The 14,384-nt window shown below is 56.4% G+C and carries 15 protein-coding genes; 5 read left to right on the top strand and 10 right to left on the bottom strand.

From position 1 onward, the window contains the following. Positions 1-48: 48 nt before the first annotated feature. Genes rsmA through lptF form a run of 6 tightly spaced genes read right to left on the bottom strand, consistent with a single transcriptional unit; the run spans position 49 to position 7,502 of the window. On the bottom strand, positions 49-891 hold the full coding sequence (gene rsmA / locus Q0932_RS18170) for a 16S rRNA (adenine(1518)-N(6)/adenine(1519)-N(6))-dimethyltransferase RsmA (RefSeq protein ID WP_299356263.1): 843 nt from the start codon (positions 889-891) through the stop codon (positions 49-51). Positions 892-894: 3 nt separating this feature from the next. Next, the gene (gene pdxA / locus Q0932_RS18165; RefSeq protein WP_299356261.1) at positions 895-1,881 is read right to left on the bottom strand and encodes a 4-hydroxythreonine-4-phosphate dehydrogenase PdxA; all 987 of its coding nucleotides are present in this window, start codon (positions 1,879-1,881) and stop codon (positions 895-897) included. After that, positions 1,878-3,113, bottom strand: coding sequence for a peptidylprolyl isomerase (locus Q0932_RS18160; RefSeq protein WP_299356259.1), 1,236 nt, complete (start codon positions 3,111-3,113; stop codon positions 1,878-1,880). Before Q0932_RS18160 ends, pdxA begins: the two co-directional genes overlap by 4 nt. Before the next feature lie 20 nt (positions 3,114-3,133). Beyond that, positions 3,134-5,290: an LPS assembly protein LptD gene (gene lptD, locus Q0932_RS18155; RefSeq protein WP_299356257.1), complete on the bottom strand. Its 2,157-nt coding sequence runs from the start codon at positions 5,288-5,290 to the stop codon at positions 3,134-3,136. After that, a complete protein-coding gene (lptG, locus tag Q0932_RS18150) occupies positions 5,287-6,387 on the bottom strand; it encodes an LPS export ABC transporter permease LptG (RefSeq protein ID WP_299356255.1) in 1,101 nt (366 codons plus the stop codon). The genes lptD and lptG overlap by 4 nt, the downstream gene beginning before the upstream one ends. Next, complete coding sequence (lptF, locus tag Q0932_RS18145) at positions 6,384-7,502, bottom strand: LPS export ABC transporter permease LptF (RefSeq protein ID WP_299356253.1); 1,119 nt, start codon at positions 7,500-7,502, stop codon at positions 6,384-6,386. The genes lptG and lptF overlap by 4 nt, the downstream gene beginning before the upstream one ends. Before the next feature lie 128 nt (positions 7,503-7,630). Between lptF and Q0932_RS18140 the strand changes: the two genes are divergently transcribed. Next, positions 7,631-9,106 (top strand): leucyl aminopeptidase, encoded by a 1,476-nt coding sequence (locus Q0932_RS18140; RefSeq protein WP_299356251.1) that lies wholly within the window; start codon positions 7,631-7,633, stop codon positions 9,104-9,106. Position 9,107: 1 nt separating this feature from the next. After that, a complete protein-coding gene (locus Q0932_RS18135) occupies positions 9,108-9,578 on the top strand; it encodes a DNA polymerase III subunit chi (protein ID WP_299356248.1) in 471 nt (156 codons plus the stop codon). A 10-nt stretch (positions 9,579-9,588) separates the two neighbouring features. Here the strand turns inward: Q0932_RS18135 and Q0932_RS18130 are convergent, their stop codons facing one another. Genes Q0932_RS18130 through Q0932_RS18120 form a run of 3 tightly spaced genes read right to left on the bottom strand, consistent with a single transcriptional unit; the run spans position 9,589 to position 12,705 of the window. Continuing rightward, positions 9,589-10,170: a TIGR02281 family clan AA aspartic protease gene (locus Q0932_RS18130; RefSeq protein WP_299356246.1), complete on the bottom strand. Its 582-nt coding sequence runs from the start codon at positions 10,168-10,170 to the stop codon at positions 9,589-9,591. Between the two features lie 50 nt (positions 10,171-10,220). After that, complete coding sequence (locus Q0932_RS18125; protein WP_299356244.1) at positions 10,221-10,841, bottom strand: MarC family protein; 621 nt, start codon at positions 10,839-10,841, stop codon at positions 10,221-10,223. A 4-nt stretch (positions 10,842-10,845) separates the two neighbouring features. Further along, complete coding sequence (locus Q0932_RS18120; RefSeq protein WP_299356326.1) at positions 10,846-12,705, bottom strand: ABC-F family ATP-binding cassette domain-containing protein; 1,860 nt, start codon at positions 12,703-12,705, stop codon at positions 10,846-10,848. Positions 12,706-12,837: 132 nt separating this feature from the next. Between Q0932_RS18120 and ndk the strand changes: the two genes are divergently transcribed. Then, positions 12,838-13,260, top strand: coding sequence for a nucleoside-diphosphate kinase (gene ndk, locus Q0932_RS18115; RefSeq protein ID WP_299356242.1), 423 nt, complete (start codon positions 12,838-12,840; stop codon positions 13,258-13,260). Positions 13,261-13,322: 62 nt separating this feature from the next. Here the strand turns inward: ndk and Q0932_RS18110 are convergent, their stop codons facing one another. Beyond that, positions 13,323-13,655, bottom strand: a complete 333-nt coding sequence (locus tag Q0932_RS18110; protein WP_299356240.1) for a TfoX/Sxy family protein — start codon at positions 13,653-13,655, stop codon at positions 13,323-13,325. A 368-nt stretch (positions 13,656-14,023) separates the two neighbouring features. On the opposite strand from Q0932_RS18110, the gene Q0932_RS18105 reads away from it, so the two are divergent. Next, the gene (locus Q0932_RS18105; RefSeq protein ID WP_299356238.1) at positions 14,024-14,188 is read left to right on the top strand and encodes a hypothetical protein; all 165 of its coding nucleotides are present in this window, start codon (positions 14,024-14,026) and stop codon (positions 14,186-14,188) included. Next, a complete protein-coding gene (locus tag Q0932_RS18100; RefSeq protein ID WP_299356236.1) occupies positions 14,166-14,336 on the top strand; it encodes a hypothetical protein in 171 nt (56 codons plus the stop codon). The genes Q0932_RS18105 and Q0932_RS18100 overlap by 23 nt, the downstream gene beginning before the upstream one ends. Positions 14,337-14,384 lie beyond the last annotated feature (48 nt).

The following is a 14,384-nucleotide window of genomic DNA, read 5'->3' as shown; positions in this document are numbered from 1 at the left end:
CTTGTTAAAAGAATTTGGAAAGGCCCCGGCATCGCGCCCGGGGCTTTTTTATGTGCGCGCCACTTCGCGGGCCAAGGCGCAGAACCGTTCCAGATCAATCTGTTCCGCGCGATCTGTCGGCTCAATTCCCGCCGCGCGCAGGCGGTCTTCCATATCGGGAGCAACGCCCTTTAGCGAAGCACGCAGCATCTTGCGACGTTGGTTGAAGGCCTTCGCAACCACATGGCTCAAAACCTTGGCATCCGCGGGATAGCGCGGCTCAGGCAGGGCGTTCAGATGCACCACGGCGCTGGACACCTTAGGCGGGGGCGTAAAGGCCCCCGGTGGCAGGTGCATGACGATTTTCGCGTCAGCACGCCATTGTGCGAGGATTGCCAGCCGCCCATAGGTCTTCGAGCCGGGCTTGGCGACGATGCGCTCGGCCACCTCTTTCTGAAACATTAGTGTGAGGCTCTGCCAGAAGGGCGGCCAATCTTTGGGCGTCAGCCAGCGCACCAGCAATTCGGTGCCGACATTGTAGGGCAGGTTGGCGGCCACACGGATTGGGGGGGTCAGATGCGCCAGCGGATCCACCTCAAGCGCGTCGCCGTTGATCACCTCTAGCCGGTCGGGATATGCGGTCGCGATCTCAGCCAGAGCAGGCATGCAACGCATGTCTTTTTCAATCGCCAGAACCTTGCGGGCGCCTTCGGCCAGAAGGCCGCGGGTTAGTCCCCCAGGCCCTGGTCCGATTTCAAGTACGTCACATTCAGTCATGTCACCCGCTTGCCGGGCAATCTTGGCGGTCAGGTTCAGGTCCAGAAGAAAGTTCTGCCCAAGTGATTTGCGTGCAGAAAGGCCATGATCGGCGATGACCTGGCGCAGCGGAGGAAGGGTATCAATGGCACTCATGAATTATTTCGTTCCTGCATCTGAACGCGCCGCAGCCATGCGATCCGCCAGCTTCAGCGCTTCGATCAGGCTGGAAGGGTTGGCCTTTCCCTGACCGGCAATGTCAAACGCGGTGCCGTGATCAGGGGATGTCCGGATAAATGGCAAGCCCAGAGTGACATTGACGCCTTTGTCAAAATCCAGCGTCTTGATCGGGATCAGCGCCTGATCGTGGTACATCGCGATGGCCGCGTCATAGCGCGCGCGCGCGGCGGCGTGAAACATCGTGTCAGCGGGCAGGGGGCCGATCAGATCGTGGCCCTCGGCGCGCATCTCATCGACAAGACCGTTGATCCACGTCAGCTCTTCGTGACCCATTGCACCGCCTTCGCCGGCATGTGGGTTCAAGCCGGCGATGGCCAGCCGTGGGTGATCTACGCCAAACTGGTCCGTCAGCCCTCGTGTCGTTATCTCAATCGTCTGGCGCAAAAGGTCGGCGGTCAGAGCGTGTGGCACATCGCTGAGGGCAATGTGGATTGTCGCCGGGACAACACGCAGTTGTTCACTGGCCAGCATCATCACCACATCCGCGTCTCCGGCCAAATGAGCCAAAAACTCGGTGTGACCGGGAAAGCCGAAATTGGCCCCGTCTTTTAGTGCCTTTTTGTGAATGGGGGCCGTGCAAAGCGCGCTTGCCTCGCCATGCAACGCCAGTTTGGTTCCCAATTCGATGGCCTGAATGACTCCGACAGCATTGCGTGGATCGGGCGCGCCGGGCACTGCTTTTCCGGCAAATGGCATCGGCAAAACAGGCAAGCCCTGCGCCATCGCGGATTTGGCCTCGTCAGGTGTTGAGATGTTGACCGTCGGTACTGATCCCGGCAAATGTTCTGGGTCTCCGATCCAAAAGAACGGGGTGACGTCTCGAAGAGCGCTCCAAGCTTTCTCTGCCAATTCTGGCCCAACGCCTGCGGGCTCACCGCATGTCACGGCAATGGGCGCATAGGTCATTTTGCTTCGGTGATTTTGGCGTCAGACCGCAACTGTGCAAGATATCCTCGGGCAAAGGATTGCAGGCGCTGGTTGCGCAGGATCGCAGCCACTTCTTCCCGGGAAATCTCTTCTCCCAGTTCTGCCGTCCGACCACAGAGCATCAGCATGAGCATTTGTTGCTGTCCGGTGCTGGCCGTTTGGGTCAACGCTGTTGAAACCTCGTTGGCGTCCAGCTTGGCCAGTTCCAAAGAGATATCCCGCGGGATCTTGCTGGGTTCTAAAGCTTCGCGCGTTAGATACTCAGCCGGGAAAACCCGCGCTTCACCAAAAAGGTCGTCGCATGTGTCAATGCGCCCTGCAATGTCGCGGGTGAGTTCAAGGTTTTCGGCGGTGCGCCCGCCCGGCAATCTCAGGACCGCATAGTCAATTGCAGAGTAACGTGGCGCCGAGGTGGCGCCCTCAGACTTGCCACGCATCTGAAACAGCGCAATGGCATTAGGCAATTGAATGGGTTGGGTCACCTCATTGGGGCCAAGTGCCATGATGGACGGCCGAATCTCGGCCGGTAGCTTGGTGATTGAAAGCCAGTCCAGCTTGCCACCTTCGTCTTTGGTTGCGGCCTGAGAATACTGCTTGGCTGCGGATTCAAATTCGGTTGCGGTGGTGATCGACGCGAGCTGGTTGGCCAGCGCGCGAACCTGCGCGGCATTTTGCGGTGTGACGGCCATGACGATCTCGGACAGCAGCACGTTCAAACCGCCCGCGCCTGTGTTTGATGCGATCGCGCGGTCAATTTCTGGTTCGGTGATTTGCACGCTGCGGCCATATCGTGATTGCACCAACCCCCGCCAAGCCATGCCGGAATAGATAAAGTCGCGCAGCGTCTCTTCTGCAATACCTTCCTTTTCCAAGGCTTTGATCAGTTCATCAGGCTCCAGTCCTGCACGTCCGGCAAATTCAGCAATCCCACTCATCACGCCTTCTTCGCTGGGGCGAATTCCGCGAAAGTGCGCCTCGGCGACCTGCAACCGTTCTTCGATCAACCGATCACGTGCTTCCTTGCGAACATCGCCCGGGGCGTTCATCAGGGTCATCAACAGACTGCGTTGTTCGATCTCATAATAGGTTATGATCTGATCGTTCACCGTGATGGCCGGAGAAAAGGCGCTTTGCGCCAATACGCCTGTGGCCAGACCGAGGCAAAGAGCACCGGCACCGATCACGCGTGTAAAGAAACTCGGAGCATTCATTCCTGCTGTCATCCTGAATGTTAACCGCAAGTGCGGTGATAGCTTTTGTCTTTGGCCGTAACACTAAAGCCCATTAGCGCAAGTGTCAGCCCGATATCGGTTCTTGGTTCAAGGTTCGTGGTCGTCACAAAGCTGCGTGAGACGGAAAATCCGATTTTGACACATTCATTGCGGTATTCAACGCCAATTCCGGCCTTCGCCGACTGTCCGGCCTGAACGTCGTAGCGCCAGTCTGCAAGTGCCGTCCAATGGCGACTCATACGATAACGCGTGTCGATGACCCATTCAGACAAGTTTTCGGCGCGATTTTCGCGGGCATCGGCGCGCAGCCAGATAAAACTAGCATCCAGCCACAACGTGTCGTTTGTCCATGTGGCCCGGGCTGACGCTTTGTTAAGTCCGTCTAGATCATTGAGCAGGCCTCGAGCCATAAAGCTTAGGCCTTTGTCGTTGCTGATCTGACCTGCCATCAGGAAATCCGAAGCCGAGCCAGAGAGACCCGAGCTGTTGGTGAAATCCGGATGTGGGTCTTGCTGGTAAACCTGCCCAAACGAAAGATTCGTCCGCCAACCATCCACGTCGTAGCGCGCCCAGTTCACACCAACCGCGGCCACCAACCCTCTTTCGCGTCTGTCGGTTGACGGAAAGCGGGATAGCGCCAACAAGTTGCCCTCGTCGAATTCCACGCGGGTGCTTTCGTCATTGGCGATATCCAGCGTGTTGCCACCACTATAGCTAAGTTGCGCCAGTGGCTCGAGAACCTGGGTGGTGCCATCTTCTTCTATGCGGGTCATAGGATAGCGAAGATGCGTGGCGACAGTCGGCGTGACTTGCCAGACAGACCCTTCATAGATCGCATCGTCTTTTGTGTGGAAACCGTCAAAGGCAATTTCACCCGTGACGCCAGAGCGCAGGCCATTGTCGTGTGTCCAATTACGGCGCCAAGACGCTGCGGCCGTGACCCGTGTCATGTCTCGCCCATCTGTTTCTGTGTCGTCGTCTGGACCATCCATATCAAAAGACGAATCTCTGTAGTGACTGTGCAACTGAAGATTTACTCGGGCCTCACCACCGATTGCCGACGGGAAATAGCGCCGTTCGGTTTCGGCAACACCGACAATTGAGGGAATGGTGTTGTCTTCTTCGGCGTCCCGCAGGGATTGGTAATGCAGCAAAGCAATACGGGTGTTTTCATCACGACGCGAGCGCCGCAGTGTGATATCACTGTTCAGCCTGTCTTCATCCGAATAGTCATAGTCGAACAGATAGGCATCATCAGATACGGCTTTTACATTGAAGCTCAATTTCCAATCGCGTTTGAGATTGAATTTGCCTTCGCCAAATACGAAATGGCGAGGTTGATCATATCCGAGCGTATCGTCGGAAATCGCCCCCTCCCAAGTCATCCGTCCATTGCGGAATGCTTGCCGATACCGCAATTCGAGTGTTGTGGTGTTCTGTGCCAGAAACGGTCGGATCAACAGGTCCTTGTGTTGCCCAAAAGTTTTGAAATAGGGAATTCTAGCCCCAAATCCCAAAAGCGAACTCTGGTGCAACGTCGGGATAAGAAACCCAGTTGCGCGTCGCATCGTTGGGTCCGGCATCCGCAATTGAGGGAAATACAGGACCGGCACGTCCAGTACGCGAAACTGTGCGTGGTCAAAATACAATTGACGTTCTTCTTCGTCATGGACAACACGGCTAGCGCGGATTTGCCATAGAGGAGGTGACCCGTCACTACAAACACGGCACGACGTGACCAGTGTTTTATCAAGAACATCATACCGACCTTCGATGCGACGCATTTTCGTCGAGGTCATCTGCACCTGATCGCTGAGAACCACGCGCGCGCTATACAGGATTGCATTGCGAAATTCAGGATCCAGCTCGGCATAAGTGGCCACGATCCGCATTTCTGACCCTTGCTGAAGGTGGATCGGGCCGGACACGGTGACCAAGTCCGTCGTTCGGTTGTATTGAATTCTGCTGGCCCTTAGACGCACATCACCCTGCACCGCCTCGACATGACCTTCGGCGATCAAGACATCCTCGCCGGTCAGATAAACGCGGTCGGCAATCAGCACGACATTGCCAGAGGGCGGCGCCTGCGCAAAAGCAGGTAGGGCCAACAACACGGCCACCATACAAAAAACGAGATTTCGAAGAACAGTCGTCATCCGTCCTCCATATGTAACAAGAGCCCGAGTGCCAACAAGACACTGGCAACGGGAGGCGCCCAGGCGGCTAGTGCAACAGGAATTTGCCCATTCTCGCCGAGAATTTGCGCGAAATTGCGCACATAGTACAGCGCAAATCCGGTCAAGACTGCACCCAGAACAGCCACACCTGTGCGGCCAAATCGCGTATGGCGCATTGTGAAGGCCGAGGCGACCAAAACCATCGCAGCCAGAAACAGAGGCGATGCCAATTCCATCATCAGCCAGACTTTGTGGCGACGGGAAGAAAAGCCGGACTCTTCCAGATCTCTGATGAATTGCGGCAGATCCCAAACGGAAATCACAGAAGGAGTTGCAAAGCTGTCGCGAATGCGCTCGTGGGTCAGTGTGCTGCCAAACTCCAAAACGTCAAAGTTTTTGGCATGTTCTTCGGGATTCTTTCCCGGCTCCAAAGGCCAGACTGTTGCGCCCTTTAAGGCCCAGGCACCTTCGACCAATTCAGCTGACCGGGCTTCAATGCGTTCTTGTGGTCCACCGTCCGGCGCATAAGCGACGATGCTGATGTCATAGAACACAGTCGCATCCGCATTGGTCGAGAGCGCATGAATCACCGCTTGCCCTGCGGCGCCACCCTGACGCAGCCACAGCCCTTCTGAACTGATCGACAGGGTGCTACTGGCTCTTCCGGAGCGTAACCGGTCCGACAATGAGTCATGCTGAACCGAAGTTGCTGCCACGATCGGGTTGAAGGTCGAGACCGACAGAATCCCGATCAACACAGCGACGATGACAGGCGACAATAGGGACAACATCGCCGAACGGCCAGACCCACGTACTACAACCAGCTCGCTTGAACGTGCCAGCCCTAGAAATAGGGCAATGGTCGCGAGGATCACAACCAATGGCAGGATTTGGTAAAGGCCCTCGGGCGTTTTGAGGATGGTGAGATACAGCACCGTCGAAAACCCGACTTCCTCGACATCGAAACGGCGCAACTTGTCGATGAGATCTACCATCATCAGCAGGGCAAGAAAAACCACTTGAAGCCCTAAAAAGATCACCAGAAATTTCCGTGCGAAGTAGAGGTGGATGATCATGCGGCCAGCCTCCGTCGCCAATGGATTGGATGCCCCGCCAGCCAGAGCAAAGCGGCGCTTAAGGCGAACCCAAAGACCGAAGGCGCATAGATCAAAGGCCAGAGGTCGCCATTCGAGGTCACCGGGTCAAGCGTTGTCGACCTTACCATCTCGACTAGGATCAAAAGCACAAAGGCGATGACAATCTGACGCCAGACTCCAAACCGGCTGTAACCGCCCAACAACAGCGTCGCAAACCCGATTAATGCTGCCGAGACAACCATCAAGGGACGATTGAACCGGCCGTGCGCTTCCTCCATTACATCGCCATAACCCGCACCCGTTTCTGCCATCACGGATTCCGGATCACTCAGCAATCTAAATGTGGATATGAATTCTATGGACTTAGGCCGTTCTTCGGGCCTGCGGATCAGGCTGCTGATATCATAGGTGAAATCTGCATAGTTCGTCGTGAACAACCGATTGTCCAAGGGGGTGTAGATCTGTGCGATCCCATCCACCATGATCATCTTTGGCCCGGTATCTGAATTGACCAGATATGATTCCGACGCTGTATAGGTTGAGATTTGGTCTGGGTCGCGTCCATCAGACAAAAACACGTCTTTCAGAACGCCATCGGCGGTAATCTCACGGATGTAGAACGTCACGCCATTTGTGGGGTGCAGAAAGGTGCCTTCGGTCAACAATCTGGCGGTGATGTTTTCCGTGATATCGCGCTCGCGTTGTTTCAAACGTTCGGTGCTGGCTGGCACCAAGTAGTGCGACAGCACACTCATCATGAGCATTACCACGATGCCAAACATCAAAACCGGGCGTGCCAGACGCCAAGGGCTAAATCCCGTGGCCTGCATGACGGTCAATTCGCTTTCGCTGCTCAGGCGATTGGTGACATAGACCGCTGCGGCAAAAACCGACATCGGGATCACGAGCCAAATCACCTTGGGCAGGCTCAACGCCGAAAACTCAAGGAAGACCAGCGCAGACTGGCCATTCGCAATCAACGTATCAAACAGCTTAACTGCGCGGTTAACCCAGTAGACAGATACCAGGACCAACGCAAAAAAGCTGAACAGGATCAACAATTGCGACAGCATATATCTGTCGAATCTGCTCACGGCACGAGAATCCCCCAAGTGCTCTTCTTTTGGGCGACAATAATGGAAATGTAGCCGTACGGAAACTGCTATCTGGCATATGTTGTGTGGGCACGCTAGGAATTGGGCAGCAACAGGGGAGTATTGTTATGGTTCAGCCGGTACGGTTTGAATTTTTTGAGACCGAAACCGATGCGCTGGCGGCGCGCGAGGGCCGTATCGCGCTCTTGGTGCCGCAGGACGGTAAGATGGATACTGCCGTGCGGCGTATCAATCGTCTGACCAAAGGTGCTTTGGCACGGTTGATCGCTGAACGCGCAGCAGATGCCAAGCCTGCAACACTTGCAACACTTGCCTTTCCAACGGGATTGGCGGCCGAAGCGGTCGACGTGGTGTTCGTCGCCCGCAACGCGGATATTGAAACTGCACGTAAGTGTGGTGTGGCGTTGGCCAAGGCACGAGGAAAATCAGCACTCACGTTATGTGCTGGATCGTTCCGGCGGGCTGAACATATCCTTTTGGGCTTGGCGCTGCGGGACTATGGCTTTGACGATCACAAGAGTGGTGACAAAGACAAAGATGCGCGCGTTGTGTCAGTGATGGCGTCAAAGCCGGACGACCTTGAAAGCGCTGCTGCACCCTTGTTGGCCGTGGCCGAAGGCGTGTTCATGACGCGCGATTTGACAAATGAGCCTGCCAACGTTCTGACCACGACAGAATTCGCCAACCGGCTTGAAGCCATGACCGAGATCGGTCTTGAGGTCGAAGTGCTGGACGAAGACAAATTGGCAGACCTGGGCATGGGCGCGTTGCTGAGTGTCGGGCAGGGGTCCGACAGCCCTTCGAAGGTTGTTGTCATGCAGTGGAAGGGCGGCGAGAAAGACGCCGCGCCGCTAGCACTGGTGGGCAAAGGCGTGGTCTTTGACACCGGCGGGATTTCGCTGAAACCCGCTGGAGGCATGGAAGATATGACGATGGACATGGGCGGCGCGGGCGTTGTCGCTGGCACCATGCGGGCGCTTGCTTTGCGCAAAGCGCCTGCCAACGTGGTGGGCCTTGTCGGGTTGGTCGAAAACATGCCGTCGGCCCGTGCAACGCGTCCTGGCGATGTAGTCACATCTATGAAGGGTGACACCATTGAAGTCATCAACACCGATGCTGAGGGCCGCATGGTGCTATGCGACGTGCTGCAGTACACACAAGAGCGGTTTGCGCCTGCGGGCATCATCGATCTGGCCACCTTGACCGGCGCGATCATTATCGGTTTGGGACATCACAAGGCGGGTGTGTTTTCAAACGATGACAGTTTTTGTAACCGCTTCCTCAAAGCGGCAGAGGCTGAGCATGAAGGCGCATGGCGGATGCCGCTGGGGCAGGGCTATGCTGATCAGTTGAAGTCTCGCATTGCTGATCTGAAGAACACTGGCGGGCGTCCTGCAGGGTCTGCCACGGCCGCAGAGTTCCTGCATCGCTTTATCGCCGAAGGCACACCCTGGATTCACCTCGACATCGCAGGCGTGGCCAGCGTGAAATTCGAAAGTACCTATGCGCCAACCGGGGCAACGGGCTGGGGCGTGATGGCGCTGAACCGATTGGTGTCCAATCACTTCGAAACAGGCGCATAAAATGGGCAAAGCCCTGTTCTATCACCTGACCCGCAACCCGGTCGACGTCACATTGACGACGCTGGTGGGTAAGGCGTTGGAGCAGGGCTGGCCGATCCTCGTACGCGGCGGTAACCGAGAACGGCTGGAGTGGTTGGATCAAAAGCTGTGGCAGGCTGGCGGCGACGCCGGGTTTCTGCCACATGGCATGGCAGGGGGCTCGCATGACGCGGATCAGCCGGTCTTGCTCACAACCGCCGCGGACAACCTTAACGGCGCTGTCTATGTCGTCAGTATTGATGGCGCCGATATTACGCCCGATGAGGTGCAGGCGGCAGAACGGGGTGTGATCCTGTTTGACGGTCATGACGAGGCCGCCGTGGCCCATGCCCGCACACAATGGACATCCCTGACCAACGCAGGGTGCGCGGCCGAGTACTGGTCTGAAGACGACGGGCGTTGGCAGAAAAAGGCCGAAAAAACCAGCGATTAAACAGGGTTCCTTACCTTGTAAGGATCAGTTTTCCACCGGTGATCGTAATCTCACTGAACTGTTGAAGATACCGCATGCCCAGCAAAGACTGGTTCAACTCTCCTTCGTTGATGCTGGCCGGAATGTTTCGATCGATCAGGTCGCCCAAACGGATTTCGTCAAGTTCGACTGGTGCGGTGCGCACTTCGCCGTTGGCGGTATAGGCCCGTCCGAAATAGGGCAGCGCCTCGGGATCGAAGCCAGCGCGGATGGCGTCGGCTTTGCTGAGAACGATGTCTGTCGCCCCGGTGTCGACGACAAAGTCGATCCGCGATCCGTTCACATCCAGTGCCAGCCGGTAATGGCCGTCAGGGCTGCGGGGAATTTCAATCTGACCGGTGTCTGCGTCTACGCGGTGTTCTACAAGCACAGTGCTGCGAATATCTTCCCACATGCCATAGGCAGCCAGCACGCCAACAAAGATCAAAACCCACGCCAAACCTTGTTGGATGTTCTTGCTGAAACTCTGGCGATGGCTTGTCACGAACCAAAAGATCACTGCACTGCCTAGGACCACCAGGTAAACCAAGCTCATGTAGTCATGTTCGTCCATGTCGCCTCCTTGTTCAGAGGTATATAGGCACGGCATTGCGCCGGATAAAGTCAGGCGGCGAAACCGAAATCTCGCAACCCTTCAAGAATGAATTGCACCGACAAGGCCGCCAACAACATGCCCAGAAGACGGGTTGCGACATTGACGCCGGTCTTGCCCAGAACCCGTTCCAGCACGCCAGCCATCAGAAAAAAGCCCATCACAACCACGAGCACTGCCACGGCCACTCCCAGCACCAAGGCTGCGCCGGAAATCCCTGATCCCAATTGGCCACTGAGCAAGATCACCGTGGCAATTGAACCGGGCCCGGCAATCAGCGGGATCGCAAGCGGAAACACCGATGGGTCAGGGCCTTCGTCCTCGTCCACCCGGTCTTCGCGGCGTTTTGTCCGGCGCTCAAACAGCATGTCGAGCGCGGTCAGGAATAGTAAGACACCACCGGCGATGCGAAAGGCGGGCATCGAAATGCCGACAAATCCAAGAACGGCCTCACCAAAAAATGCAAACAAGGCAAGAATGGCGAACGCGATCAGGCAGGACCGGAGTGCGATTGACCGCCGGGACGCAGCATCAACCCCTTGGGTCAGAGCGACAAACATCGGTGTCAGCCCAATCGGGTCGATAATCACAAAGAGCGTGACAAAAGCGGTGATCAGGGCGGCGCTGTCCATCGGATTAGGTTACGCCTCTGCTTTCAGCTTTTTCAAGCTTTTCAAGGGCGCGTATCCATAACTCTTCGGCACGGTCCATGCCGTCACGCACCTCGGCGTATTTCTTTTGCCAGACCTCCATCTCACCCAGTTTGCCGTCTTCATAGAGCGACGAATCCGCGAGTTTCTTGGCAAGCTTGTCTGACATTTCATTCAGCTTTTCAACGCGTTGCTCGCATTTCCTCACCTCAGCTTTGAGGGCTAGAACCTCATCACGGGTTGCGCGTTTGGCTGCTGGTTTGGGTTTGGATTTGCCTGCCGGTCTGTCTGCGGTCAGCAACATCTTGCGATATGTTGGCAGGTCTTCTTCGTAGGGCTTCACGGTGCCGTTGTTGACCAGCCAAAGGCGATCCGCCACCAACGTCAGCAAATGCATATCGTGGCTGACCAGAATAACAGCGCCCGAGTAGGCCGTCAGCGCCTCAACCAACGCTTCGCGGCTTTCGATATCAAGGTGGTTGGTCGGTTCATCAAGGATCAAAAGATGCGGCGCATCTAACGTGGCCAGAAGCAGCGACAGACGCGCCTTTTGACCACCAGACAGTCGTCCCACTTCGGTTTCGGCCTGGGCCGCGCCCAGACCAAAGCCTGCAAGGCGGGCGCGCAAACGTGCCTGACCTTCGGCTGGTCGTTCGCGCAGAAGGTGCTGGATGGGGGTCTCGTCAACATAAAGCTCGTCAACCTGATGCTGGGCAAAGAACCCGATCCGAAGTTTGTTGGATGTGGTGAATTTTCCACCCATCGCGTCCAAACGCCCAGACAAAAGCTTTGCCAGCGTGGACTTGCCTTGGCCGTTTTTCCCCAAAAGGGCGATGCGGTCATCCTGGTCAATGCGCAGATCGAGGTTTTTCAGAACAACAGTGTCACCATATCCCGTTGAGCCACCTTCGATGGCGATGATGGGCGGAGACAGTTCTTCAGGTTTGGGGAAAGTGAAGACCACGCGCGCCGCATCTTCGGGCGCTGTAATGGGCGTCATCTTTTCCAGCATCTTTACACGAGACTGTGCCTGCTTGGCCTTGCTGGCCTTGGCTTTGAAGCGGTCCACAAAGGCCTGAAGGTGTTCGCGTTGGGCTTGTTGCTTTTTCGCTGCTGCCGCCTGAACTGCGCGCTGTTCGGCGCGTTGGCGTGCGAACTGGTCATAGGGGCCGGTGTAATAGGTCAGTTTGCGTTCATCCAGATGCAGGATGGCACCGACAGATCGGTTCAATAGCTCGCGGTCGTGGCTGATAATCAGAACTGTGTGGGGATACTTGACCAGATAATTCTCCAGCCAAAGTGCGCCTTCCAGATCCAGATAGTTGGTCGGTTCGTCCAACAACAGGTAGTCAGGTTGCGAAAATAGAACAGCGGCCAAGGCCACACGCATACGCCAACCACCCGAAAAGGCAGAGCAGGGTTTGAGTTGTTCGGCATGGTCAAACCCCAGGCCTTTGAGGATCGAGCCCGCGCGCGCCTCGGCACTCCAGGCATCGATGTCAGCCAAACGGGTTTGAATATCTGCAATCCGGTGCGAGTCTGTGGCGGTTTCCGCTTCAGCCATCAACGACGCTCGTTCAGTGTCTGCGGCCAACACGGTATCAATCAGTGAGACCTCGTTGCCGGGAACTTCCTGGGCAACCCCACCGATGCGCGCGCGCTGGGGGAGAGAAATAGCCCCCCCTTCGAGCGCCAGTTCTCCGCGGATCAGGCGGAAAAGCGTGGTTTTTCCGGCGCCATTGCGCCCGATAAGCCCGACTTTGTGGCCCGGTGGAATGGTCGCAGTTGCGCCTTCAAACAAAGGGCGGCCTTCGACGGAATAACTGATGTCTGAAATCTTGAGCATGCGCACCGTTTGACCGAACACAAGAGCGGCGTCAATCACTGCTTTTCAAGTCGCTTTGCCCGTGGTATCGGGGCGCCAATTCGCACATTGGGACGGGCAGGGTGCCTGTTCCCGCATTTAGGAGACTGACACATGGCGCTGGAACGCACCTTTTCGATCATCAAACCCGATGCCACCCGCCGCAACCTGACTGGCGCAATCAATGCCAAGTTCGAAGAAGCTGGCCTGCGCATCGTTGCACAAAAACGCATCCACCTGACCAAAGCACAAGCTGGCGTGTTCTACTCGGTTCACGCCGAGCGTCCGTTCTACGACGAACTGTGCGAATTCATGGCCTCGGCTCCCATCGTCGCTCAGGTTCTGGAAGGCGAAGGCGCCATCGCGAAAAACCGCGAAGTCATGGGCGCAACCAACCCGGCAGACGCGGCAGCGGGCACCATCCGCGCAGAATTTGCTGAATCAGTTGGCGAAAACTCGGTTCACGGTTCGGACGCTCCCGAAACTGCGGCCGTCGAGATCGCGTATTTCTTCTCGGGCCTCGAACTGGTCGGCTAAGGCCGGCGCAGGCGAGGGGCCAACCCCTCGCGCTCCCCGGAGTATTTTTGCCAAAATGAAGATCAAAGGCGTTTTTCGATAACGCCGATCCTGTTGAGGGCCGCTTCCAGATCGGAGCGGCCCTTGTCATGCGCACGGGCTTTGAGCGCGTCAAATCGCTGTCGTAGAGCGGCTTTTTCCTTGCCCTTGCAATCGTTCCAGGGGCGGCCCTGAAGCCCCATCACCAGTACATAGTAGCCGATGAAATGCGGCCGGGTTCCTGATTGCAGCAGACGCGCATAGGCGTCGTCGGCCCCAAGTTCGCGCAACTCTTCTGCCGAATGTATGCCAGCCTGTTTGCAGGCGGCCTCAAAGGCCGGGCCGAGATTTCGAATAGATGAAACCGGTGAATGCATTCGGCCAGCCTAGGCAAGTGTTTAACCGGTGTCATGCACGAAATTCGTGCTCAGATCATCGCCCAGTCGTCAAACATGAACGGCATTTTGGGGCAGGGGTTTGAGGCGCCTGCTTTGCCGGTTGCGCCGGGTAGCGGGTGTTGCTGGTTGATGTTTTCATTTGTCTGCTCCTTCCTCAGTCCTGTGCGTTGCAGGTATTGGATGAGGTCAGCAGAACTTAAGAAGATGGCATCGCGCTGCCGAAACAAGGATGATTTCTTGCCGATTTGATGCCGAATGCCGTTTCCGAGCCATCCCCACATCCTCTCATGACACTAAATAGTGGCACAGTTTTAGGGGGCTAAGACACTTTAGAAAAGGAGAACATCATGAGCCATTTTTCAGACCTGTTCGGACAGGGCAGCACGATTTCCGGCATCCAGAAGCGCGCCCATCAAGGCAGTAACGATGCCCTCGAACATGTCGAGAAAGCGGTTGCCCGTAGCGAGATCATGGAAGGCAAACACGCCGATGACATGCGCGGCGGGCTTTGAAGATGAGATGGACGCGATGGCCGCAGACTACGCCAAGCGCCAGAATGTCTCGATCGAGAAAGCCGGTGCATCCACCCAGCATACAAGCGCCTTTACGCCAGTTACATCCGCACGCGGGGCGCCTGATCACCAGCGAACCAATCGCTGAAAATGGATGTATGACAACCGGCTGAGTACGACCCAAGTGGTTATCCCG

Origin of the sequence: uncultured Shimia sp. (assembly GCF_947498095.1) — a bacterium.
Classification (GTDB): domain Bacteria; phylum Pseudomonadota; class Alphaproteobacteria; order Rhodobacterales; family Rhodobacteraceae; genus Shimia.
This window is presented reverse-complemented; position numbering and strand designations above follow the sequence as displayed.